At 70.8% G+C, this 22,318-nt stretch carries 19 protein-coding genes; 13 read left to right on the top strand and 6 right to left on the bottom strand.

The features are described 5' to 3' along the window. The first annotated feature begins 168 nt into the window (after nt 1–168). Nucleotides 169–1,077: a CDP-alcohol phosphatidyltransferase family protein gene (locus tag QSK32_RS00780; protein WP_285470940.1), complete on the top strand. Its 909-nt coding sequence runs from the start codon at nt 169–171 to the stop codon at nt 1,075–1,077. 48 nt (nt 1,078–1,125) lie between these two features. Here the strand turns inward: QSK32_RS00780 and QSK32_RS00775 are convergent, their stop codons facing one another. Genes QSK32_RS00775 through QSK32_RS00765 form a run of 3 tightly spaced genes read right to left on the bottom strand, consistent with a single transcriptional unit; the run spans nt 1,126 to nt 5,163 of the window. Further along, a complete protein-coding gene (locus tag QSK32_RS00775) occupies nt 1,126–2,826 on the bottom strand; it encodes a glycerol-3-phosphate dehydrogenase/oxidase (protein ID WP_045747320.1) in 1,701 nt (566 codons plus the stop codon). Between the two features lie 2 nt (nt 2,827–2,828). Then, nucleotides 2,829–4,331 (bottom strand): glycerol kinase GlpK, encoded by a 1,503-nt coding sequence (gene glpK, locus QSK32_RS00770; protein ID WP_045747321.1) that lies wholly within the window; start codon nt 4,329–4,331, stop codon nt 2,829–2,831. Further along, entirely contained in the window at nt 4,324–5,163 is an 840-nt protein-coding gene (locus QSK32_RS00765; RefSeq protein ID WP_045747322.1) for an MIP/aquaporin family protein, read from the bottom strand. Before QSK32_RS00765 ends, glpK (QSK32_RS00770) begins: the two co-directional genes overlap by 8 nt. A 137-nt stretch (nt 5,164–5,300) precedes the next feature. Between QSK32_RS00765 and QSK32_RS00760 the strand changes: the two genes are divergently transcribed. After that, a complete protein-coding gene (locus QSK32_RS00760) occupies nt 5,301–6,059 on the top strand; it encodes an IclR family transcriptional regulator (RefSeq protein WP_045747323.1) in 759 nt (252 codons plus the stop codon). A 17-nt stretch (nt 6,060–6,076) separates the two neighbouring features. After that, nucleotides 6,077–7,570, top strand: coding sequence for a glycerol kinase GlpK (gene glpK / locus QSK32_RS00755; protein WP_045747340.1), 1,494 nt, complete (start codon nt 6,077–6,079; stop codon nt 7,568–7,570). An 8-nt stretch (nt 7,571–7,578) separates the two neighbouring features. Here glpK (QSK32_RS00755) and QSK32_RS00750 read toward each other — a convergent pair whose 3' ends face one another. Both QSK32_RS00750 and QSK32_RS00745 read right to left on the bottom strand, forming a co-directional pair. Then, the gene (locus tag QSK32_RS00750) at nt 7,579–7,812 is read right to left on the bottom strand and encodes a zinc-ribbon domain-containing protein (protein ID WP_285470939.1); all 234 of its coding nucleotides are present in this window, start codon (nt 7,810–7,812) and stop codon (nt 7,579–7,581) included. A gap of 1,270 nt (nt 7,813–9,082) precedes the next feature. Then, nucleotides 9,083–10,090: a GNAT family N-acetyltransferase gene (locus QSK32_RS00745; protein ID WP_285470938.1), complete on the bottom strand. Its 1,008-nt coding sequence runs from the start codon at nt 10,088–10,090 to the stop codon at nt 9,083–9,085. Nucleotides 10,091–10,324: 234 nt separating this feature from the next. Between QSK32_RS00745 and QSK32_RS00740 the strand changes: the two genes are divergently transcribed. The 10 genes from QSK32_RS00740 to QSK32_RS00695 are packed head-to-tail and all read left to right on the top strand — an operon-like array spanning nt 10,325 to nt 21,940. Further along, nucleotides 10,325–11,095, top strand: coding sequence for a polysaccharide deacetylase family protein (locus QSK32_RS00740; protein ID WP_045747342.1), 771 nt, complete (start codon nt 10,325–10,327; stop codon nt 11,093–11,095). Beyond that, complete coding sequence (locus QSK32_RS00735) at nt 11,088–12,221, top strand: aminotransferase class I/II-fold pyridoxal phosphate-dependent enzyme (protein WP_045747325.1); 1,134 nt, start codon at nt 11,088–11,090, stop codon at nt 12,219–12,221. Before QSK32_RS00740 ends, QSK32_RS00735 begins: the two co-directional genes overlap by 8 nt. Nucleotides 12,222–12,224: 3 nt before the next feature. Beyond that, nucleotides 12,225–13,457, top strand: a complete 1,233-nt coding sequence (locus QSK32_RS00730; protein ID WP_045747326.1) for a glycosyltransferase family 4 protein — start codon at nt 12,225–12,227, stop codon at nt 13,455–13,457. Nucleotides 13,458–13,478: 21 nt separating this feature from the next. Then, entirely contained in the window at nt 13,479–14,966 is a 1,488-nt protein-coding gene (locus tag QSK32_RS00725; RefSeq protein ID WP_285470937.1) for a tyrosine-protein kinase domain-containing protein, read from the top strand. Beyond that, on the top strand, nt 14,959–16,251 hold the full coding sequence (locus QSK32_RS00720) for a lipopolysaccharide biosynthesis protein (protein ID WP_285470936.1): 1,293 nt from the start codon (nt 14,959–14,961) through the stop codon (nt 16,249–16,251). Before QSK32_RS00725 ends, QSK32_RS00720 begins: the two co-directional genes overlap by 8 nt. Further along, nucleotides 16,248–17,471, top strand: coding sequence for an O-antigen ligase family protein (locus QSK32_RS00715; protein WP_045747327.1), 1,224 nt, complete (start codon nt 16,248–16,250; stop codon nt 17,469–17,471). The genes QSK32_RS00720 and QSK32_RS00715 overlap by 4 nt, the downstream gene beginning before the upstream one ends. Next, nucleotides 17,468–18,607, top strand: coding sequence for a hypothetical protein (locus tag QSK32_RS00710; protein WP_285470935.1), 1,140 nt, complete (start codon nt 17,468–17,470; stop codon nt 18,605–18,607). Before QSK32_RS00715 ends, QSK32_RS00710 begins: the two co-directional genes overlap by 4 nt. A 25-nt stretch (nt 18,608–18,632) precedes the next feature. Beyond that, on the top strand, nt 18,633–19,655 hold the full coding sequence (locus QSK32_RS00705; RefSeq protein ID WP_285470934.1) for a GNAT family N-acetyltransferase: 1,023 nt from the start codon (nt 18,633–18,635) through the stop codon (nt 19,653–19,655). 9 nt (nt 19,656–19,664) lie between these two features. Further along, nucleotides 19,665–20,894, top strand: coding sequence for an FAD-dependent monooxygenase (locus tag QSK32_RS00700; protein ID WP_285470933.1), 1,230 nt, complete (start codon nt 19,665–19,667; stop codon nt 20,892–20,894). Nucleotides 20,895–20,929: 35 nt separating this feature from the next. Continuing rightward, nucleotides 20,930–21,940 (top strand): GNAT family N-acetyltransferase, encoded by a 1,011-nt coding sequence (locus QSK32_RS00695; protein ID WP_285470932.1) that lies wholly within the window; start codon nt 20,930–20,932, stop codon nt 21,938–21,940. Here the strand turns inward: QSK32_RS00695 and QSK32_RS00690 are convergent. Next, nucleotides 21,909–22,277, bottom strand: coding sequence for a MerR family transcriptional regulator (locus QSK32_RS00690; protein WP_045747332.1), 369 nt, complete (start codon nt 22,275–22,277; stop codon nt 21,909–21,911). The two genes, QSK32_RS00695 and QSK32_RS00690, sit on opposite strands and share 32 nt — an antisense overlap. Between the last annotated feature and the right edge of the window lie 41 nt (nt 22,278–22,318).

Below are 22,318 nucleotides of genomic sequence, written 5' to 3'. Positions count from 1 at the left end.
GAACGAACGAACCCGGTCCGGGCGCAACGGCTCTGGCCCCTTGCGCGGGCTTCCTAGATTATGTTCCGCGAGCGCGGTCTCCCTGATGTGCATCGATCGTTCGGCCGTCCGACGAGTCCGCGCCGCCACCCGTTCATATTCCTGCGCCTTCGGTCGGAGATACACGGCATGGCACAACGCACAACGCTCACGGAGATCCGGGAGCGCACATACAAGCGCAGGGACGCCTGGTGGACGGTCTGGCTGGTCGATCCGCTGGCTTCGCGGCTCGTCTGGCTTGTCGCACCGTGGCGTTGGTTCACCCCCAACCGGCTCACGGTCGGGGCCTTCCTCGTCGGTCTCGGTTCCGCCGCCGCGTTCTGGCAGGGCAGCTACGCCTGGCTGCTGGTCGGCGCGGTGCTGTACCACCTGAGTTTTGTGCTCGACTGCATGGACGGCAAGATCGCCCGGCTGAACGGGACCGGTTCGCTGTTCGGCGCCTGGCTGGACTACGTGTTCGACCGGCTGCGGGTGCTGGCCTGCGCGATCGGCCTGTTCGGTGGGCAGTACGTGCTCACCGGTGACGTCGTCCACCTGTGGCTGGCGTCGCTGGTGATCTTCCTCGACATGTTCCGCTACCTGAACGCCCTGCAGATGGGCAAGGTCAAGCAGACCATGAAGGAGAAGCTGCTTGCCGCGTACGAGGAGGCCGGCGCCCCGGCTCCGGAGGTCGTCGAGGAGACTGCCGAGGAGGACCCGTTCGGCCCGCAGCAGTCGCGGGACAGCATCCGCTCCCGGGTCGACGTGCACGGAGACTTCCGTGAGCGTTACACCCTGTTCGTCCGGATTCGCAACTTCCTGCTGCGGCAGCGCATCCGGGCGCATGTCTTCAGTGGCATCGAGTTCATGATGTTCGTGTTCATCGTCGGCCCGATGATCGGCCAGATCGTCATCACCACGATCGTCTCCGCGGTGCTGGTGCTGACGTTCGAGGCGCTGCTCGTCTTCAAACTGTGGACCACCACGAAGACGTTCAACAAGCGGATCGCCGCGCTCCCCGACGAGATCGCCGCGAAGGCCGCTCCGGTACTGGTCTGACGCCGGTGTCGTGTGGTGACTTCACACGGTGAAGTCACCACACGACGGTCACGGCGTGATGCGCAGCGGGACCACGTCGGGGGCGCCCAGGCGTGCCGCGTCCGCCGTCTCGTCGTCCTGCTGTTCCTGCGAGGCGCGTTCCGCCTCCACCCGCAGCCGATAATTGCGGACCTCGCGTTCCCGCTGCTCGGCGCTCCAGCCGAGCACCTCGCCCATCAGTTCGGCCACCTGCGGCGCGGCCTCCACACCACGGTCGAACGTCTCGATCGAGATCCGGGTACGCCGGGTCAGCACGTCCTCCAGATGCCGGGCACCTTCGGCTGCCGCCGCGTACACCACCTCCGCCCGCAGGTAGTCCTCGGCGCCGTCCAGCGGCCGGCCCAGCTCCGGCGTCGCGCGGATCAGGTCGAGCAACTCCCCGACGAGCGACCCGTACCGGCCGAGCAGGTGCTCGACCCGCGCCACGTGCAGGCCGGACGACGTGGCCAGCAGGCGCCGCCGGTTCCACAGCGCCGGGTATCCCTCCGCGCCGAGCAGCGGCACCCGGTCGGTCACCGAGCGCGGCACCGAGCGGCCCAGGCCGTGGACGCAGGCGTTCACCGCATCCCGGGCCATCACCCGGTAGGTGGTGTACTTCCCGCCGGCCACCACGACCAGCCCCGGCACCGGACTGCCCACCGAGTGCTCGCGGGACAGCTGGGACGTCGAGTCGGACTCGCCGGAGAGCAGCGGGCGCAGTCCGGCGTACACACCCTGCACGTCTGCCCGGGAGAGCGGCGTCGACAGGACCTTGTTCACCTCGGCGAGCAGGTAGTCGATGTCCTTGCGGGAGGCCGCCGGATGCGCCTTGTCCAGCGCCCAGTCGGTGTCGGTGGTCCCGACGATCCAGTGCCGGCCCCAGGGGATCACGAAGAGCACGCTGGACGCGGTCCGCAGGATCAGCCCGGTCGACGACTGGATCCGGTCGCGCGGCACGACCAGGTGGATGCCCTTGGAGGCGCGGACGTGGAACTGTCCCCGCTCCCCCACCAGCGACTGCGTGTCGTCGGTCCACACCCCGGTCGCGTTGATCACCTGCTGGGCCCGGATCTCCACGACCCGGTCGTACTCCAGGTCGCGGACCCGGACGCCGGTGACCCGGGCGCCTTCGCGCAGGAACCCGATCACTTCGGTACGCGACGCGACATGCGCCCCGTACGCGGCCGCGGTCCGCGCCAGGAACAGCGTGTGCCGGGCGTCGTCAACCTGCGCGTCGTAGTACTGCAGCGCCCCGACCAGCGAATCCGACCGCAGTGCCGGGCAGGCCCGCAGCGCCCCTCGCCGGGTCAGGTGCCGGTGCCGGGGCAGCGACCCGGACAGGGCCATCGTGTCGTAGAGGGTGACGCCCGCCCCGGCGTACAGGCGCTCCCAGCCGTGGTGCTTGAGCGGGTAGAGGAACCGGACCGGCCGGGCCAGGTGCGGGGCGAGGCGCTGCAGGATCAGGCCGCGTTCCCGCAGCGCCTCGCGGACCAGGCCGAAGTCGAGCATCTCCAGGTACCGCAGGCCACCGTGGATGAGTTTGCTGGACCGGCTGGAGGTGCCGGAGGCGAAGTCACGCGCCTCGACGAGGCCCACGGTCAAACCCCGTGTGGCCGCGTCGAGGGCGCACCCCGCTCCCACCACTCCGCCGCCGATGACCAGCACGTCCAGTTCCGCACCGGCGAGGCGGTCGAGGGCCGCGTCGCGGTAGGACGGCGAGAGATCAACCATGGTCAGTCCACGTCCACCCAGTCGAGGGTCCGCTGCACCGCCTTCTTCCACTTGCCGAAGCCCTGCTCGCGCTGATCCCGCGACCAGCCCGGCTGCCAGCGCTGCGACTCGTTCCAGTTCTCCCGCAGCTCGTCGGTGTTCTTCCAGAAACCGACGGCGAGACCCGCGGCGTACGCGGCCCCGAGCGCGGTCGTCTCCGCCACCACCGGGCGGCTGACCGGCACGCCGAGGACGTCCGCCTGGATCTGCATGCAGAGGTTGTTGACGGTGATGCCACCGTCGACCTTGAGGACGTCCAGGGTGACGCCGGAGTCCTGGGCCATCGCGTCGACCACGTCCCGGGTCTGGTAGCAGATCGCCTCGAGGGTGGCGCGGGCGATGTGCGCGTCGGTGTTGAACCGGGACAGGCCGACGATCGCGCCCCGGGCGTCGGACCGCCAGTAGGGTGCGAACAGTCCGGAGAACGCCGGGACGAAGTAGACGCCGCCGTTGTCCGGGACGGAGGCGGCCAGCCGTTCGCTGTCCGCCGCGGAGTTGATGATGTGCAGCTGGTCGCGCAGCCACTGGACGGCCGAGCCGGTCACCGCGATCGAGCCTTCGAGGGCGTACACCGGGGCGGCGTCGCCGAATTTGTAGCAGACCGTGGTGAGCAGCCCGTTCTCCGAGCGCACCAGGTTGTTGCCGGTGTTCAGGAGCATGAAGTTGCCCGTGCCGTAGGTGTTCTTCGCCTCGCCGGGGGCGAAGCAGACCTGGCCGACCGTGGCGGCCTGCTGGTCGCCGAGGTCACCGGTGAGCGGCACCGACCCGCCGAGCGGGCCGGACACCTGGGCCTCGCCGTACCCGGCGGGGTCGGACGACGGCCGGATCTCGGGCAGCATCCGCCGGGGGATGTCGAAGAAGGACAACAGTTCGTCGTCCCAGTCCAGCGTCTCCAGGTTCATCAGCATCGTGCGGCTGGCGTTGGTCACGTCGGTCACGTGGTTCCCGGTGATGTTCCACAGGAGCCAGCTGTCGGTGTTGCCGAAGAGGGCGTCGCCGCGTTCGGCGGCCTCCCGGACACCGTCGACGTTCTCCAGGATCCACTGGATCTTCCCGCCGGAGAAGTACGTCGCCGGCGGCAGTCCCGCCTTGCGCCGGATCACGTCGCCGCGCCCGTCGCGGTCCAGTGCCGACGCGATCCGGTCGGTCCGGGTGTCCTGCCAGACGATCGCGTTGTAGTAGGGCCGGCCGGTCCGCCGGTCCCACACCACCGTCGTCTCCCGCTGGTTCGTGATCCCGACCGCCGCCAGGTCACTGGCCTGCAGGTTCGCCTTCTGCATCGCGGTGCGCACGACCGCGACGGTCCGCTCCCAGATCTCGATCGGGTTGTGTTCCACCCAACCGGCCTGCGGCAGGATCTGCTCGTGCTCGAGCTGGTGCCGGCCCACCTCGTTGCCGCCATGGTCGAAGATCATGAAACGGGTGCTGGTGGTTCCCTGATCCACTGCGCCGACGAAGTCAGCCACGGCTCGCCTCCACGGTCTCGTCGTTCGGGGTCGGTACCCGTCCCGGCTCCGGTGGCTCGGCCGAGGGCAGGAACCGCCCGATCAAAGTCTGGTACAACCCGGCGCCCACCACGCCACCGATGATCGGCGCGACGATCGGGATCCAGAAGTAGAGATACCCTGTCTGATCCCGGAAAGCGCCACCGTAGCCGGTCAGGAAACTGGCGAGTCGCGGGCCGAAGTCGCGGGCCGGGTTGATCGCGTACCCCGCATTGGTGCCCCACGCCATGCCGATCGCCACGATCAGCAGGCCCACCACCACCGGTCCGAGGTTCGCGGCCGGGGCGTTGTTGTTCATGTCGGTCAGCGCCAGGATCACGAAGAGCAGGATCGCGGTGCCGATGATCTGGTCGCGGAAGGCGCCCCATTCGCTGACCGCCAGCGTCCCGTTGCCGGGCAGGGTGGAGAAGACACCCTGGGTCTTGATGGTCAGTTCCGGATCCGCCGCGTGCAGGACCTCGGTGTAGTTCCAGCGCACCAGCAGCGCGGCGACGAACGCGCCGAGGAACTGGGCGAGCGAGTACGGGGCGACCTTCCGCCAGGAGAACCCCTTGAAGACGGCGAGCGCGATGGTGACCGCCGGGTTGAGGTGTGCGCCGCTGATCCGGGCCGCGACGTAGACGCCGAGCGTGACGCCCAGGCCCCACGCCCAGGCGATGCTGTCGTGATCACCGATGCCGGCCGCGGCGACCTGTGCCACCACCCCGACACCGAACAGGATGAGGATCATCGTGCCGGCGAACTCGGCCGCTAGCTCGCCGAGCAGACCGGGAACTTTGAGTCGTTCGGACATGCTCCCTCCCTACGAACCGCACTGGTGCAGTTGCCACGGACGCTAGGAAGCCGCCGAGCCCCCGGCAACGAACGTCGGTCGGCATTGTCGAACATCAATCGGGGACGCAGGACACAAGTTGGCATAGAGTCCGAAACATGCCCGGTACGGTGCAATCGATCGAACGTGCGGCCGCGATCCTGCGAACCCTGGCCGGCGGTCCCGGGCGCCTGGGTCTCAGCGAGATCGCCCGGTCCCTGGACCTGGCGAAAGGCACCACCCACGGCATCCTGCGGACCCTGCAACGGGTCGGCTTCGTCGAACAGGACCGGGTGTCCGGTCACTACCAGCTCGGCGGGGCACTGCTGCACCTGGGTACCAGCTACCTGGACATCAACGAACTGCGGTCCCGTTCGATCAACTGGGCGGACCCGCTGGCCGCCCGCAGCGGCGAAGCGGTCCGGATCGGCACCGTCCTGGAGGGCCGGGTGCTGGTCGTGCACCACGTCTTCCGCCCCGACGACACGTTCCAGACCCTGGACGTCGGTTCACTGCTGCCCCTGCACGCGACCGCCCTCGGCAAGGTGCTGCTCGCGTACCGGGCCGGAGGCGCCACGGCGGCGCAGCTCGACGCGTACACCCGAAAGACTGTGATCTCCAAGCGTGAGCTGTCCACCGCGCTGGACCAGGTCCGTGAGGCCGGATGGGGCGCCGACGTCGAAGAGCTGACGCTCGGGCAGGCCGCGGTGGCCGCCCCGATCCGCGGATACGGCGGCCTGGTCGTCGGCGCGATCGGCGTCTCCGGACCGGTGGAACGCATCTGCGACAGCCGGTACCGGCCACGCCAGCACCTCGTCACCTGTGTCCGCGACGCCGCCCGCGCGGTCTCGAGGGATCTGGGAGCCGCCCGCCAGTGAACGACGGAGGGACCGTGATGACCGAGAGCTACGTGGTCGCGATCGACCAGGGCACCACCTCGACGCGATGCATCGTGTTCGACCGGCGCGGACAGCTCGTGTCCCTCGCCCAGCAGGAACACAAGCAGTACTTCCCGAAACCCGGCTGGGTCGAACACGACGCCATGGAGATCTGGCGCAACGTGGAACGCCTCGCCCCGCGGGCACTGCAACGGGCCGGCATCACCAGCGACCAGGTGGCAGCGGTCGGCATCGCCAACCAGCGGGAGACGACCGTGGTGTGGGACCGGCGGACCGGCCGGCCGCTGGACCACGCGATCGTCTGGCAGGACACCCGCACCGACGCCCTGGTCCACGAACTCGCCGCACTGCCCGGCGCGCAGGCCGTCACGGACCGGTGCGGGCTGCCGCTGGCCACCTACTTCTCCGGCCCCCGACTGCGCTGGATGCTCGACCACACGCCCGGCCTGCGGGAACGCGCCGAACGCGGCGAGGTGCTCTGCGGCACGATGGAGACCTGGCTGATCTGGAACCTGACCGGCGGACTGCACGTCACCGACGTCACCAACGCCAGCCGCACCATGCTGATGGACGTCCGCGCGCTGGACTGGTCACCGGAATCCCTGGCCTTCTTCGGCATCCCCCGCGACATGCTTCCCGAGGTACGGCCCTCCGTCGGCGTGTTCGGCACCGCCGTGGCGGCCTTCCCCGGCGTGCGGATCGGCGCGGCCCTCGGCGACCAGCAGGCCGCCCTGTTCGGGCAGACCTGCTTCACCCCCGGCGAGGCGAAATGCACGTACGGCACCGGCAGCTTCCTGCTGCTCAACACCGGCACCGAACCGGTCCGGCCGGAGAACGGTCTGCTCAGCACGGTGGCGTACCAGATCGCCGGCGCCCCGGCGACATACGCGCTGGAAGGCTCGATCGCGATCACCGGCTCCCTGGTCCAGTGGTTCCGCGACCAACTCGAGCTGATCTCCAGCGCCCCGGAGATCGAAACTTTGGCACGAACGGTCGCCGACAACGGCGGCTGCTACATCGTGCCGGCGTTCTCCGGGCTCTACGCACCGCACTGGCGCAGTGAGGCGCGGGGTGTGATCGTGGGGCTGACCTCGTACATCACCAAAGGACACCTGGCCCGCGCGGTGCTGGAGGCGACCGCCTGGCAGACCCGCGAAGTGGTCGACGCGATGGCTCGCGACTCGGGGCTGGCGCTGAAGACCCTCAAGGTCGACGGCGGGATGACCGCCGACAACCTGCTCATGCAGATCATCGCCGACGTCCTGGACGTGCCGCTGGTCCGGCCACTGGCGGTGGAGACGGTCTCACTGGGCGCCGCCTACGCCGCCGGCCTGGCCGTCGGATACTGGCCCGACCTGGACGGCCTGCGCAGCAACTGGCACATCGCCGGACAGTGGATGCCGGCGATGCGACCAGAGATCCGCGAGACCGAATACGCCCACTGGCGGCGGGCGGTCGAACGGACCTTCGACTGGATCCAGCCCGCCTGACCCGGTGTTCAGCGCACGAGACTTTCCACCATCCGGGGGTCGGCGTCGCGAAAACCACGGCAATGACCGCACACCAGGTAGTAACGGCTCGGCCGCACCGGGAACAGCGGCACGAAGAACAGCGTGAACTTGGTGCTCCGGCGCAGCACCGTCTGCGGCGCCGCCCACCCACAGATCTCGCAGGTCATCGACGGCGTGCCGATCACATGATCCTTGGACCGAAGCCCGAACAACAGGAACAAAACCCCTCCTCCACTCACCCCAGGATCCCACCGCGGGTCAAACCTTCTGCCGAGTACGAGCCACACCTCCCTCAACCGCACCGGCTCGTCCCGCCATGCCCCAGGTGGGCCACCTCCCCGCCGTTGTCCCCAGTCCCCCGCCCCCACGTCGCGAAAACCGTTGCCCGGTCGGTTGCGGCTCCCCGGCGAACCCGCCGTCGAGTGCCCCGGACCGGCCGAGCCGTCACCCACGGCTGTCATCCTTGCGAACAGCCGTGGTCGACGGCCGGGCCAGGCCGAGCCGTCGCCCACGGCTGTCATCCTTGCGAACAGCCGTGGTCGACGGCCGGGCCAGGCCGAGCCGTCGCCCACGGTCCGATCCGGCCCACAAACCGACCACCAACGACGGCCAGGTCGGCCCAGCCGTCGCCCACGGTCCGATCCGGCTGACAAAACAACCACAGTCGACGGCCGGGAGTAGCCCAGCCGTCGAGCGCTGTCGTCATCGGCCCGCTAACCGACCACCAACGACGGCCGGGGATAGACACGTTTCGTGGTCAGCGTCCGTGTCGCGACTTGGGGCCCCCAGCGCGCCCGCAATCACCACGCTCCACCACGGGCGTGGTGACTTCGGGCCCCCAGCACGCCCAAACTCACCACGCGGACGGGCTTCGCACCCTCAGCACGAAGGCGTCTAGCCCAGCCGTCACCCACGGTCCGATCCGGCCCGCAAACCGACCACCAACGACGGCCAGGTCGACCCAGCCGTCGCCCACGGTCCGATCCGGCCCGCAAACCGACCGCAGACGACGGCCGGGACCGGGCGAGCCGTCGACCACGGCTGCCCAGCAGATGCGACTCGACCATCAGCAACGGCGGGACCGGCTCAGCCGTCGTCTACGGCTGAGCCGACCGGCGAACTCAGCCGCGTACGACGGCCCGACGACTCGAGCCGTCATCGGCGGCTCGTCGCGGGCGGGCGAACTACCACCGTCGACGGCCGGGCTCCGGAGACGGCCACCAACCGCCGCGAAAACGGTGACCAATCGCCCCAGGAGACGGCCACCAACCGCCCCGGAGACGGCCACCAACCGCCCCCGGAGACGGCCACGGGCGAGAACCGGGGAGGTCGACAAGTCCGGCTGTCGGGTGAGAGCAGCGGCGGGGCACCGTGTGCCCCGCGGCCGCAACGCCGATCACGCGCGGATTGGGGGCCGGGGCGAGCAGAAGAGGGGTGTGAGCCGAGCAGACCTGGGTGCGCCACGGGACTCTGCGTCGCGCGTACCAGAAATCAGGCGGCGCCGATGACCCTGGCTGTCGCCCTCTGTTTCAGGGCGTAGCCCTGTTTTGCGGCGTCGCGGAGGCGGGCGACCAGCGGTGATCGGGAACGGCGCGCCCAGGGGACCGGGACCTCGGTGGTGCCGTATTTGGCCTTGTAGGCGTTGCCCCCGACGAAGTCGAACTCGGTCACGCCGCGGGCCTTGGCCCAGCGCAGCGCGTGCCAGATCAGGGTTTCGTTGGGGCGCAGGTGCTGGTGTTCGCGGTAGCTCGCGCCGCCCCAGAAATACATGGTGCGGTGGTGCCAGGGCAGGATCGCGGTGGCGATGCAGCGGCCGTCCGGGTCGCGGGCGCGCAGCAGCAGGACGCTGCCGGCCGGAGTCAGGTGACGGATCAACGACTCGACCCTTTCCACCGAATAGGTGGGGACCAGATTCTGCTTCGCGAAAACGTCGCGTAATTGATCGTAGAATTCGGCGGCGAACAAAGGGTCGCCGGTGGCGTCCTCGATCGTGACGCCGGACTTGGCGGCCTTGCGGATGTTGCGGCGGCAGGCGCTCGCCATCGCGCCGAACAGGGTGTCCTCGTCGGGGGCCAGGCCGATCACGGCGGTCGGCGCGGTGTCCCAGCGCAGGCCGAGGCCGTGCAGGTCGGCCTCGGTGGTGCCGCGGTCGCGGACCTCCAGGTGGGCGGCGCCGACGTCGTCGAAGGCGAACGGCAGCAGCGCCGCGACCGCGGACCGCCGGGACACCTCGGGTCGCAGCTGGAAGCCCAGGTAGGAGGTGGTCCAGCCGGCCATCGGGCTGCCCAGGATGCGCAGTCCGTACCTGCGGGTGAGCAGGCCGGTGAAGTGGCCGAGGGTCTGGCCGTCGGCGTGCACCTCGGCGAGGACCGGCTCGGCGCCCTGGCTCTCGGCGACGAAGTTCACCCACTCGGGCGTGTGGAAGATCAGCCGGTCGTCGTAGCCGGCGCGGTCGGCCCATCCGGCGGCGGTCGGCTCCACCTGTCGCAGTCGCAGCATCGTGCACGCCCCGCTCTCCCATTGAGGTCCCGACGCACGATGATGGACACCCGTACGCGCATTTTGCAACAGCCGATCGGCCTATTCTCGAATTGACGTGAATATTACTCGCATTCCTTATGACAATTGCTACTGCCGGGACCGCGTACGTATTTGCAAAGGTTGGTGAAGGCCGCGGGGTTCGTTGTGTCCGGGGCCGGGTCCGAGCACGACGAGCGGGAGGGTGCCGATCGCATGCAGCCACCGACAGCGATCAAACGACGCCTGAACGAGCTGGGACTGCGCAGCCGTCTGCGGGCCCGGCCGAGGACGCAGGGGCGCATCCTCGCGCCCGCCGGTCTCCTGCGCCGCCTGCCGAGCGCACCCGGCCTCTACTTCCCCTTCTACCACGACGTCCTCCCGGAGTACGGCGAGGACATGCGCCGTCACCTGCTCGCCCTGGGCCGGATCGGACCGTTGGTGTCGTGGGACGACGCGCTCGCGGTGCTGGCCGGCGAGCGGCCGATGACCGGTCCGGTCTTCTGCCTGTCGTTCGACGACGCGCACCCGACCTGGCGCGACGTGGCCGCCCCGATCCTGCTGGAGCTGGGCGTGCCGGCGATGTTCTTCCTGACCTCCGGCATGGTCGGCACGCCGGGCAACCTGACCTGGGACGACTGCCGCGCCCTGGTGGCGGACGGCTTCGACTTCGGTTCGCACACGGTCACCCACCGGCGGCTCGCCGACCAGGGCGACGAGGACGCGGCCCGGGAGATCGTCGACTCCAAACGGGACATCGAGGCCGAGCTGGGCGTCGAGATCCGGGACTTCGCCGCGCCGTACGGGCATCCGGCAGTCGACTTCCGGGAGCGCGACGTGCGTGTCGCGCGGGAGGCCGGCTACCGCAGTTTCGCCACCACGCTGCGCCCGGCCATGCGGGTGGGCGGCTCGCCGATGTTCATCCACCGCCAGGGCCTGCACCCGGCCTGGCCCATGCTGGCCGTGAGGACCCGGGTTCATGACTGACACGCGCATCTACCTCTCGCCACCGGACGTCAGCGACCTGGAGCGCAAGCTGCTGCTCAAGGCGTTCGACTCGAACTGGGTGGCGCCGGTCGGCCCCGACCTGGACGCCTTCGAGGCGCAGACGGCCGAACTGGTCGGCGTGCGGCACGCGGTGGCGCTGAGCAGTGGCACCGCCGCGCTGCACCTGGCACTGATCGCCGCCGGGGTGCGGCGCGGCGACACCGTGCTGGTCCCGTCGTTCACCTTCGCGGCGACCGCGAACGCGGTGACCTACCTGGGCGCCCGCCCGGTGTTCCTGGACAGCGCGCCGGACGACTGGAACGTGGATCCGGAGCTGGTCGCCGAGGAACTGCGGTCCCGGGCCGACCGGGGGCGGCTGCCCCGCGCGGTGATCGCCGTCGACATGTACGGCCAGTGCGCCGACTACCAGCCGTTGCTCGACGCCTGCGACCGGTACGACGTCCCGCTGATCGAGGACGCCGCCGAGGCGCTGGGTGCGACCTACCGGGGCCGTCCGGCCGGGTCGTTCGGTCTCGCCGGGGTGCTGTCCTTCAACGGCAACAAGATCATCACCACCGGTGGCGGCGGGATGCTCGTGACCGACGACGGTTCGGTCGCCAAGCAGGCCCGGCACCTGGCCACTCAGGCCCGCGAGCCGGTCGCGCACTACGAGCACCGCAGCGTCGGCTACAACTACCGGCTGAGCAACCTGCTCGCCGCGGTGGGCCGGGGACAGTTGCAGCGGCTCGGCCAGATGATCGAGGCGCGGCGGCGGACCGCCGAGCACTACCGGGCCGCCCTCGCCGACCTGCCCGGACTGGCCTTCCTGCCGGTCGCCGGGTACGGCACCCCCAACCACTGGCTGACCTGCGTGCTCGTCGACTCCCCCGCGGACCGTGACCGGATCCTGGCGGAGCTGGCCGGCCGCGACATCGAGGCCCGGCCGGCGTGGAAACCGATGCACCTGCAACCGGTCTTCCGGGACTGCGTGATGCGCGGCGGCGAGGTCAGCGAGGGATTCTTCCGGCGGGGCGTCTGCCTGCCCAGCGGGTCCGCGCTCACCGACCACGACCGGGACCGCGTGGTCGGGGCCGTCCGGGCCGCCGTCACCGGCCGGGAGGGCTGACCGATGCGGATCGTCTACATCCACCAGTACTACTGCAATCCGTCGATGGCCGGTGGCATCCGGTCGTACGAGCAGGCCCGCCGCCTGGTCGCCCGGGGACACACCGTCGACGTGATCACCACGGACATCACCCCGGGCGACCGGGAGCTGGGGTGGCGGGTCACCCGGGAGGACGGCGTGACCGTCCACTGGTTCCGGGTGCCGTACTCCAACGACATGTCCTACGCGCGGCGGCTGCGGGCCTTCGCCGAGTTCATGGTCCTCGCCGCGGTCAAGGCCGCCCGGCTGCGGGCCGATCTCGTCTTCGCCACCAGCACACCGCTCACCGTCGCGGTGCCCGGCGTGATCGCGGCCAAGCTGCGCCGGGCACCGTTCGTCTTCGAGGTCCGCGACCTCTGGCCCGAGGTGCCGATCGAGATGGGCGCCCTGCGCAACCCGGTGGCCCGCCGGCTGGCCGGTGCGCTGGCGAACTTCGCCTACCGCAACGCCAGCGAGGTCATCGCCCTCTCCCCCGGGATGGCCGCCGGGGTGCTGGCCCGCCGGCCGCAGACACCGACCACGGTCATCCCGAACGCCGCCGACCTGGAACTGTTCGCGGTCGGCGACGAGCAGGTCCGGCGGTTCCGGGCCGGCCACGAGTGGCTCGGTGACCGGCCGCTGATCGTCTACACCGGCGCGCTCGGCGCGGTCAACGGGGTGGACTACCTGGTCCGGGCCGCGCACCGGATGCGGGAACTGGACCCGGACGTGCGGGTGCTGATCGTCGGGCACGGCAAGGAGTGGGAGCCCACCAAGCGGCTCGCCGCCGACCTGGGACTTCTCGACGAGACGGTACGGATGTGGGAGAAGGTCCCGAAATCCGAACTGCCGGTGATCCTCGGCGCCGCGACCATGTCCACCAGCTTCGTCCGCCCGATCCGTGGGCTCTGGGACAACTCCGCCAACAAGTTCTTCGACGCTCTCGCGGCGTCTCGCCCGATCGCCATCAACTACGGCGGATGGCAGGCCGAGATGTTGCGTGACTCCGGCGCCGGCCTGGTGCTCGATCCGGAGGACACCGGCGCGGCGGCCGAACTGCTGGTCAAGCACGTCCGTGACGACGACTGGCTGGAGCGTGCCCGGGCGGCGTCGCATCGGCTGGCCGTCGAGCAGTTCTCACGGGACATGCTCTTCGACCGCTTCGAGGCGGTGCTCCACCGGTCGGCGCCACGCCACCGGGAAACCGCCCTGTCCTGACGAAATACGGGGGAAGTCAGCGTGGAACTGCGTGCGTACGTGCGGGCGTGCCGGCGCCGATGGCTCTGGCTCGTGCTGCCGGTGCTGCTCGCCACCGGCATCGCCGCCGGCATGGGCACGGCCGGTGAGCCCGCACACCGGTCGTCGATGGTGCTCTTCGCGAGCTCCGGGAACGGCGATCCGGACGCCGGGGCGCGCCGGCTGAACTCGTACATCGCCTTGCTGACCGGTCCCCGGGTGGCGCAGGGCGTGGTGGACCGGATGGGCCCGGGCATCACCCCCGAGCAGGTCAGCGCGAGCCTGTCCGCGCAGGTCCGGGAGGGCACCGACCTGCTGGTCATCTCGGCGACCGACCCGGACGCGGCCCGCAGCGAGCAGATCGTCACCACCGCGGCGACCGTGCTGGTCGGGTTGGCCCGGCAGATCGGCAGCGCCGACAACCCGGACGCCGAGACCCCGGCGATCTCGGTGCTGCAGGACGCCGAGACCACCGAGGAGCCCGGCACGCTGGGCCGGGACGCCGGTTTCGCGGCCGTGCTGGGCCTGCTGATCGGCCTGATCGCGGTCGCGGTCCGGGAGGCCACCGCACGGACGGTGGCCGACGAGGACGACCTGCGCCGGCTGGGCGTGGGCACGGTCGGGGCGATCGCGATAGGCGGCCGGTTCGGGCGCGGTGATCACGCGGACCGGGCGCTGGCCGAGGCGTTCCGGCGGCTGCGCAGCCTGCTGCCGGACCTGGCCGACCCGCACAACGGGCCGGGGCGGGGCAAGTCGCTGCTGCTCACCGGCTCCGGGCGCAAGGAGGGCACCACCGCGGTCACCTGCGGGCTGGCCATCGCGATGGCCGAGACGGGGGCACGGGTCGCGCTGGTGGACGCGAACATGCGTACCCCGGGGGTGGGTCGTTATCTGGCTCTGGAGCCGTCGCCGGGGCTGGCCGAGGTGCTCGCCGGTTCGGCCCGGATGCGCGACGTGCTGCAGAAGGCCCTGAACGGGCGGGTCACCGTGCTGCCGGCCGGTGAGGACGCCCCGGACCCGGGTGAGTTGCTGGCCTCGCCGCGGCTGAGCAGCACCGTGCGGACCCTGACCGACCGGTTCGACATCGTGCTGGTGGACGCGCCGGCCCTGCACGACGTCGCGGACGCCGCGGTGATCGGGCAGGTGACCGACGGCGCGCTGCTGGTGGTGCGGGCCGGCCGGACCCGGGCCGCGGACGTGCGACGGTCGATGGACCTGCTGGAGCGGGTCGGCGCGCGGCTGGCCGGGGCGGTGCTCAACGCGCTGCCGCGCAAACTGCCGACCGGTCCGGTGGACGAGGTGTCCGGGGTGCCGGGTTTCGGTGACAAGCCGGAGCTGGCCGACGCCGGTTCGCCGGACTGGCACGGGGACACGTTCGTCTCGCTGCCCACGGTCGGGCCGGCCCGGGGACGGGCCCGGGTGGTGGAGGCTGCCACTCCCGCCGAGGAGTCCCCCAAAAGCGATGACAAGTCCGACGAATCCGATGAGTGAACTGCGGGCGGAACACGCCGCCGGGGACCTCGCCCCACCACGCCGCGCCGACCCGTTCTCCTGGTTGCGCACCCTGGTCGCCGAGCCCAGCGTCCAGCTCCTCGCCTCCCAGGTGCTGACCGGCGGTGTCGCCACCGCCGCGAACATCCTGATGGTGCGGTCGCTGACCCCGACGCACCGCGGCGAGGTCGCGCTCATGCTCCAGGTGGTCTACCTGGTCACCCAGGTGCTCCTGCTGGGGACCGAGCGCAGCTTCGTGGCGAGCTATCACAACGTCGCTCCGGCGCCGGCGGTCCGGGCGTACGCGAAACTGCTCCTGATCCCCGCGGGTGTCGCCCTGTCCGGCGCCGTGGTCTACGCGGTGATCGCCCCGGCCCGGATCTCCCCCGGGCCGGTGATCATCGCGATGCTCGCCTGGTACGCGCTGATCGAGGCCGCCGCCCTGGCCACCCGCTCGATCGCGATCGCCGTCGGCCGGGTCCGTGACTTCCTGGTCGCCCGGATCCTCGAGGCGGTGCTGCTCCTGGCCATGCTCGTCGGGCTCTACCTCGCCGGCGCGTCGCATCCGGAGTACTGGTTCCTGGCCTACGTGGTCGCCGGCGCCGTGCCGACCGTCGTCTACCTGGTGATCTGGCTGCGGCTGCCGGTGTCGCCGGACGCCGCCCCGGTCGCCGATGACCAGAACCGCCAGGTCCGGCGGGAGGGCCTGGCGCTGTTCCCGGCGGCCATCTCCAACATGGCGATGCTGCGGGTGGACCGCCTGGTGATCCCGGTGCTGGCGTCGACCGCCGCGCTCGGCCTGTACACCTCGGTGGCCACCCTGACCGAGCTGCTGGCCTGGCCGATCCGGGCGTACGCGGACTCCCGCCTGGGCCGCTGGCGGGCCTCGCACCGCGACGGTGGTCTGCGCACCCGCCCGGTCCTGGTGGCGGTCGCGGTCTACGTGCTGGTCATCGTGCCGGTCGTGGCCGGCGGGCTGTACCTGCTGATCGTCCCGGTCTTCGGCCACCAGTACGCCGCGGCCCGCTCCGTGGTGCTGCCGCTGGTCGTCGCCGCCGGCCTGTACGCGGTCTCCCGGGTCAGTCTCGGCTTCCTGATCGCCAAGGGCCGCGGCGGTCTCGTCTCGGTCGCCGAGATCACCGGTTTCGTGGTCAGTTTCGCCGCCTACGTGCTGCTCATCCCCCGGCTCGGCATCCTCGGTGCCGCCTACGGTTCGCTGCTCGGCTACGGCGCCTGCCTGGTGTTCGCGCTGGTGGCCACGACGCTGGCCCGGGAGAGACCGTGAGGCCGCGGGCGTTCGTCGCGCCGGGTCTGCTGCTGGTCCTGGTGGCGATCGGCGGGCGGTACACCCTGGACCGGGCCGGTTTCCTCGATCTCGCCTGGGTCGACCTGCGGGTGATCGGCCTGGTGCTGGCCCTGGTGGTGCTGGCCCTGGACGCCGCCCGGCAGCCGGGGCCGCACCCGATGGACGGCCTGCGGCACGAGGGCTGGCTGGTCGCCGCCCTGATCTTCTTCGTCTTCCAGATCGCGTCGGCGCTCTGGGCGCCGTCCGCCTCCCGGGTCGGGCCGCAGACCCTCGACCTGGTCCTGCTGGCCGTGCTGACCATCGCCTTCTATGCGTACGCGGCCGGCGACCCGGACACCGTCGGCCTGCTCCTGTTCCGTCTGCTGTTCGTCGCCGCGATCGTCTTCGCGCTGGCCGCGCTGCTCGTCAACGGCCCCGGCGAGCAGGGGCGCTATTCGGCGTTCGGCGGCGGGCCGAACGTCTTCGTCCGTATCGAGATCCTCGGGGTGATCAGCGCGGTGGCGTTGTTCATGCTCACCGGACGGGTCTGGCCGCTGCTGGTGACCCCGCTGTTCCTGCTGGCCGCGGTGCTCTCCGGGTCGCGGGCCGGTCTGCTGGCCGGCGCCGCGGTGGGCGCAGTCGCCCTGCTCAAACTGCGGCACCGGCTGCGGCCCGGCCCGGTGGTCGCCGCCGGCCTGGTGCTGGCCGCCGCCGGCGCCGCGCTCTGGGTGTTCGCCCCGCCCGAGTTCACCAGCCTGTTCCAGGAGCGGTTCGTCGAGCAGACCGTCCAGGAGCAGTACATGTCCGACCGGACGTCGATCTGGGCGGCCGCCGTGGACCTGTTCCTCGTCCATCCGGTCGCCGGTGCCGGGCTGGACGGGTTCTACGGCGAGATCGGCGTCAACCAGATGGTCGAGTACCCGCACAACTACGTGCTCGGTGTCGCCGCCGAGGGCGGTCTGCTCGGGCTCGGCCTGCTGGGCACCTCGATCGTGCTGTGGACCCGGGTGGTCCACGGCGGCGGCCTGCGTCCGCAGGTGACCGGGCTGGCCGTCGCGTCGGCCGTTTTCGTGGGACTGAGCAGCCTTTTCTCCGGCGACTACTACGACGCCCGCCTAGCGTGGATCTTCGCCGCTGTGGCCGCCGCGGCCGCTGTCTCGCGGTCCGGGGCCCCGGTGTCCGATCCGCACACACCCGAGCGAGAGCCGGTACCGCGATGACCGACCGGAGGAGCCGGCTGAGCCGGCGTGCCCTCATCATGCTGGGCCTGGGTTCGGTGGCCGCCGCCACCGCAGCGCACAGCGCCACCCGCTACGCCGCCGGGGGTGACGACATCGGGGAGAGCACGCCGCTGCCCGATGCGGCCCCGGCCACCGCCGACAAACTCAAGGTCAAGACGGTGGCCCACTGGACCGGCGTCTTCCTGCAGAGCTGGGACTACCAGGAGAAACACAGCATCCCGCTGAGCAGGTCCAGGGACAGCCGCGACCACTACGACCTGGCGTACTCACTGGACGCCTGCGTGGCGATGTTCCGGGCCACCGACCAGAGACGGTTCCTGGACCGGGCGCTGGACTACGTGGAGAACGTGGTGGCGGCCGCCGTGCCGTCCAAGGACGGGTACCGCGGCTGGCCGTCGGTCCGGTCCGGTGAGGGCGGCAACGAGGTGCCGCTCTACGAGAGCTACTTCTGGCGGTACGCCACCACGCTGCTGACCGCCATGAAGGAGAACCCGGCGATCCTCGCCGACCCGAATTATCGGGCCCGGTACGACACCCTGCTGACCTTCGCCGAGGTGCAGATCTTCGAGAAGTGGTACTCGCGGGGACAGGACGACAACATCTACCGCGAGCGGACCCACATGGCCGCGCACTGGGCCCTGATCGCGCTCAACCTGTCCCAGCTGACCGCCGACGAACGCCGCCGCGGCCGGTACACCACGGTGCTGACCACGATCGGCGACCGGATCCGCAAGCAGCTGCGGCGCAACCCGGTGGACGGGCACGCGTACTTCTGGAGCGACGTGTGGGGGTCGGCGAAACGTCCCGGTCAGGACGCCGGGCATGGCAACGGCGTGATCACGTACGTGGTGGAGGCCCGCGACCACGGGCGCGGCTGGACGGACGCGGACGTGGCGGCGTTCGCGGCGACGCTCACCACGGTGGTCTGGCCGTCCGGGACGACCTATCACGCGTACGTGGACGGCACCGGCAAGGACAACGGCTGGTATTCCGACGGTTTCGTGAAGCTGGGCCGCTACGACCCGGCCGTGCAGCTGCGGCTGGAGAACCACCAGGTGGTGAACGATCAGTTCGCCGCGAACATGGCGCTCAACGCCCGGATCCTGCGGGCGTAGAGCGGCGGGAGAAGGAGAACACGACATGACGGCTTCGCTGCTGGAACCGGCGGCTCGCGAGTGGAAGGAGACGCTGCAGCACGTCGGCCACGACATGTACCACGTGCCGGAGTACGTCGTCCTCGACGCCCGGCTCTACGGTGGCGCTCCGGCCGCGTTCTGGTACGAGCGGAACGGCCGCCGCCTGCTGGTACCGCTGATCGTCCGGGACGTCCCGGACTCGGACCTGCGCGACGCCATCTCCCCGTACGGCTATCCGGGGCCGGTCAGCGACGCCGTCGCCGAGGACGCCGCGTTCTGGGAGCCGGCCTGCGCGGCGATGCGGGACACGCTGCGGTCCGCGGGCATCGTCAGCGCCTTCGTCCGGATGCATCCGCTGCTCGGCTCCCCGCCACCCACCCTGGAACGGTTCGGCACGCTGGTCTGCCACGGCGAGACGGTCTCGATGGACCTGACCGTCGACGAGGACGAGATGTGGCGGCAGACCCGCAGCGACCACCGCAACCACATCAACCGGGCGAGGAAGGCCGGCACCGAGATCGTCTTCGACGACTGGGACCGGCTGCCCGAGTGGGTCGAGGTGTACCACGACAACATGCGGCGGGTCGGGGCGACGTCGTACTACTTCTTCACCACCGAACACCTGGCGGCGCTGCACGACGCGGTCGGCGACCGGATGCACCTGGCGGTCGCCCTCGAGGACGGCGAGGTGGTCGGCGGGAACACCTTCTTCTCGTACGACGGGATCGCCACCGGGTACGTCTCGTCGACCCGGCGGGCACCCAAACGGTACGCCGACGAACTGCTCTACGACTCGGTGCGCCGCTGGTGCAGGCAACGCGGCGACCGGGTGTTCCACCTGGGCGGGGGCAAGGGCGGGGCCAACGACTCGCTGTTCTCGTACAAGGCCGGGTTCTCGCCGAGCCGGCACCTGTTCCACACCTGGCGGGTGGTGTGCGACCCGGAGGCGTACGAGCGGCTGGTCCGGGAGCGCCGCCCGGACGCCGACCCGGCCGACCTGACCGCCACCTTCCCGTCCTACCGTTAGGAGCCCGTCATGCGGATCACCTGCGTCGGCGGCGGTCCCGCCGGTCTGTACTTCGCGGTGCTGGCGAAACTCGCCGACCCGGGCCACGAGATCACCGTGCTGGAACGCAACCCGGCCGGCGTCACCTGGGGCTGGGGTGTGGTCTTCTGGGACGACCTGCTCGACGACCTGTTCCGGTACGACCCGGTCAGCGCCGAGCGGATCTGGGAGGCCGCCTGCCAGTGGGACGAGTACGAAGTGCGGGCCACCGGCAAACCCGTCACCCACCTGCCCGGGTACGGCTTCAGCCTGGGCCGGCACAAGCTGCTCGAGATCCTCTCCACCCGGGCCACCGAACTGGGCGTGCGGATCAGCTGGTCCGACGACCTGGGCGACCCGTCCGCGCTGCCCCCGGCCGACCTGGTGGTGGCCTGCGACGGGGCGGGCAGCCGGATCCGGCAGAGCAACGCCGAGCATTTCGGGGCGGAGGTCGACGTGGCCGACAACAAGTACATCTGGCTGGGCACGCCGCACGTCTTCGACACGTTCACCTTCGGATTCGTCCGCACCGAGGCCGGCTGGATCTGGTACCACGCGTACCCGTTCAACGACACCACCAGCACGTTCATCGTGGAGTGCACGCCGTCGACCTGGTCCGGTCTGGGTTTCGACACGATGGACGCGGCGGCCGGCACCGCCCGGCTGCGGGAGATCTTCGCCGGCCACCTGAACGGACAGCCGCTGATCGACCAGCGCGCCGACCTGGGCGGCACCGGCTGGCTGAACTTCCGCCGGGTCACCGCGCAGCGCTGGGACCACGGCAACGTGGTGCTGATGGGCGACGCCGCGCACACCACCCACTTCGCGATCGGGTCCGGCACCAAACTGGCCATGCAGGACGCGATGGCCCTCGCCGACGCGGTCGCGTCCGGTGACGAACTGCCGGTGGCCCTGGAAAGATACGAGCACCGCCGGAAGGCGGCGATGGCGCCGTTGCAGCGCGCGGCGCGGGCGAGCAGTTCCTGGTTCGAGCACGTCGGCGACTACGCGGACCTGCCGGCCCGGCGTTTCTCGTACGCGCTGTCGAACCGCCGCGGCGAATTCCCGGTGTGGCGGTACGCGCTGCACATCTCCACCCAGAACACGGTCCCGCGTACGCTCCTGCGCTGGACCCTGAGCGCCCGCCGGTGGAGCCGGGCCCGGAGGCGGCCGGGCACGACGACCGTGGCGGCGGGTCAGGTGATACCGCATACCGCGTGACGCGCGGTGACAAGTGAACAGCGAAGGGATGACCGATGGCCGAAGGCGCCCTACTGGAACACGACGACACGGCGTGGGCGGAGGCGCTGCGGCACCTCCGCCACGACGTCTACCACCTGCCCGACTATGTACGCCTGGACGCCCGGCTCTCCGGAGGCATGCCGGCCGCGTTCCGGTACGACGAGGGGCCGCTGATGCTGCTCCTTCCCCTGGTGCTGCGCGACGTGCCCGCCACCGGGTTGCGGGACGCGGTCTCCCCGTACGGATATCCGGGTCCGGTCAGCAACGCCCCGGTGACCGACACGGGGTTCTGGGCGCGCGCGGCGCGGGCCCTCACCGCGCTGCTCCGGACCAGTGACGTGATCACCGCTTTCGTCCGGTTGCACCCGCTGCTGCCGGCTCCGGTGGTGTCGCTGGAGACCGCCGGCACGGTGGTCCGGCACGGCGAGACCGTGTCGCTCGACCTGACGCTCACCCCCGAGCAGATGTGGCAGGAGACCCACCGGACGCACCGCAACCAGATCGGCAAGGCGACCCGGGCCGGGGTGCGGATCGTCCTGGACGACTGGGACCGGCTCGACGCGTGGATCGGCACCTACCACGCCACGATGCGACGGGTCGGTGCGACGGACTTCTACTTCTTCGAACCGGGGCACTTCCACCGGCTGCGGGCCGCGCTCGGGCCGAGCATCCACCTGGCGGTGGCGGTCCGGGACGACGAGGTGCTGGGCGGCAACCTGTTCTTCGAACACGACGGTCTGATGCACACCCACCTGCAGTCCACCCGGGACGGTCAGATCTGGTGGGCGGACAAGCTGCTATACCACGAGATCCGGTTGTGGGGGCGGGAGCGCGGCAACCGGGTCTACCACCTGGGCGGCGGGGTGGGCGGTTCCGGCGACTCGTTGTTCCGTTACAAGGCGGCGTTCGGCTCCGGGCGTCAGGATTTCCACACCTGGCGGGTGGTGGCCGACCCGGTCGCCTTCGAGAAGCTGGGTGGCACGCCGGAGTCGCTCAGCGGACGCTTTCCGCCGTACCGCTCGTGACCCGGTAACGCTCGACGAGCCCGGCGAGGATCTCCCGGGTCCGGTGCAGGTCCTTGATCTGCGCCTCGACCCGGCCGAGTTCCTCGCCGAGCCGCCCGGCAAGCCACGGCGTGCGGATCGTCTCGTCCGCCACGCACGGCAGCACGTCCCGGATGACCGCGGTGGTCAGCCCGGCCGCGAGCAGTGACCGGATCAGCCCGACCCGGTCCACCGCGGCCGGCGGGTACCGCCGCTGTCCGCCGGTGCCGCGCTCGCTGCTCAGCAGGCCCTGCTCCTCGTAGTAGCGCAGGGAGCGCGCGCTGGCCCCGGTCGCCCCGGCCAGGTCACCGATCCTCATGGATGTCTCCCCCGTCACAACGCTTGACCCTGACACAGATG

The organism is Actinoplanes sp. NBRC 101535, assembly GCF_030269225.1.
Classification (GTDB): Bacteria; Actinomycetota; Actinomycetes; order Mycobacteriales; family Micromonosporaceae; genus Actinoplanes; species Actinoplanes rectilineatus.
Note: the sequence above shows the minus strand (reverse complement) of the source record. Positions and strands in the feature narration are given on the sequence as shown.

Excerpts from the sequence above, each read along its gene's own strand:
- QSK32_RS00730 (WP_045747326.1), top strand. The coding sequence starts at position 12,225 with ATGCGGATCGTCTACATCCACCAGTACTACTGCAATCCGTCGATGGCC.
- QSK32_RS00705 (WP_285470934.1), top strand. The coding sequence starts at position 18,633 with ATGACGGCTTCGCTGCTGGAACCGGCGGCTCGCGAGTGGAAGGAGACG.
- QSK32_RS00765 (WP_045747322.1), bottom strand. The coding sequence starts at position 5,163 with ATGTCCGAACGACTCAAAGTTCCCGGTCTGCTCGGCGAGCTAGCGGCC.
- QSK32_RS00735 (WP_045747325.1), top strand. The coding sequence starts at position 11,088 with ATGACTGACACGCGCATCTACCTCTCGCCACCGGACGTCAGCGACCTG.
- glpK (WP_045747340.1), top strand. The coding sequence starts at position 6,077 with ATGACCGAGAGCTACGTGGTCGCGATCGACCAGGGCACCACCTCGACG.
- QSK32_RS00720 (WP_285470936.1), top strand. The coding sequence starts at position 14,959 with ATGAGTGAACTGCGGGCGGAACACGCCGCCGGGGACCTCGCCCCACCA.
- QSK32_RS00710 (WP_285470935.1), top strand. The coding sequence starts at position 17,468 with ATGACCGACCGGAGGAGCCGGCTGAGCCGGCGTGCCCTCATCATGCTG.
- QSK32_RS00780 (WP_285470940.1), top strand. The coding sequence starts at position 169 with ATGGCACAACGCACAACGCTCACGGAGATCCGGGAGCGCACATACAAG.
- QSK32_RS00690 (WP_045747332.1), bottom strand. The coding sequence starts at position 22,277 with ATGAGGATCGGTGACCTGGCCGGGGCGACCGGGGCCAGCGCGCGCTCC.
- QSK32_RS00700 (WP_285470933.1), top strand. The coding sequence starts at position 19,665 with ATGCGGATCACCTGCGTCGGCGGCGGTCCCGCCGGTCTGTACTTCGCG.
- QSK32_RS00695 (WP_285470932.1), top strand. The coding sequence starts at position 20,930 with ATGGCCGAAGGCGCCCTACTGGAACACGACGACACGGCGTGGGCGGAG.
- QSK32_RS00745 (WP_285470938.1), bottom strand. The coding sequence starts at position 10,090 with ATGCTGCGACTGCGACAGGTGGAGCCGACCGCCGCCGGATGGGCCGAC.
- QSK32_RS00740 (WP_045747342.1), top strand. The coding sequence starts at position 10,325 with ATGCAGCCACCGACAGCGATCAAACGACGCCTGAACGAGCTGGGACTG.
- QSK32_RS00775 (WP_045747320.1), bottom strand. The coding sequence starts at position 2,826 with ATGGTTGATCTCTCGCCGTCCTACCGCGACGCGGCCCTCGACCGCCTC.
- QSK32_RS00760 (WP_045747323.1), top strand. The coding sequence starts at position 5,301 with ATGCCCGGTACGGTGCAATCGATCGAACGTGCGGCCGCGATCCTGCGA.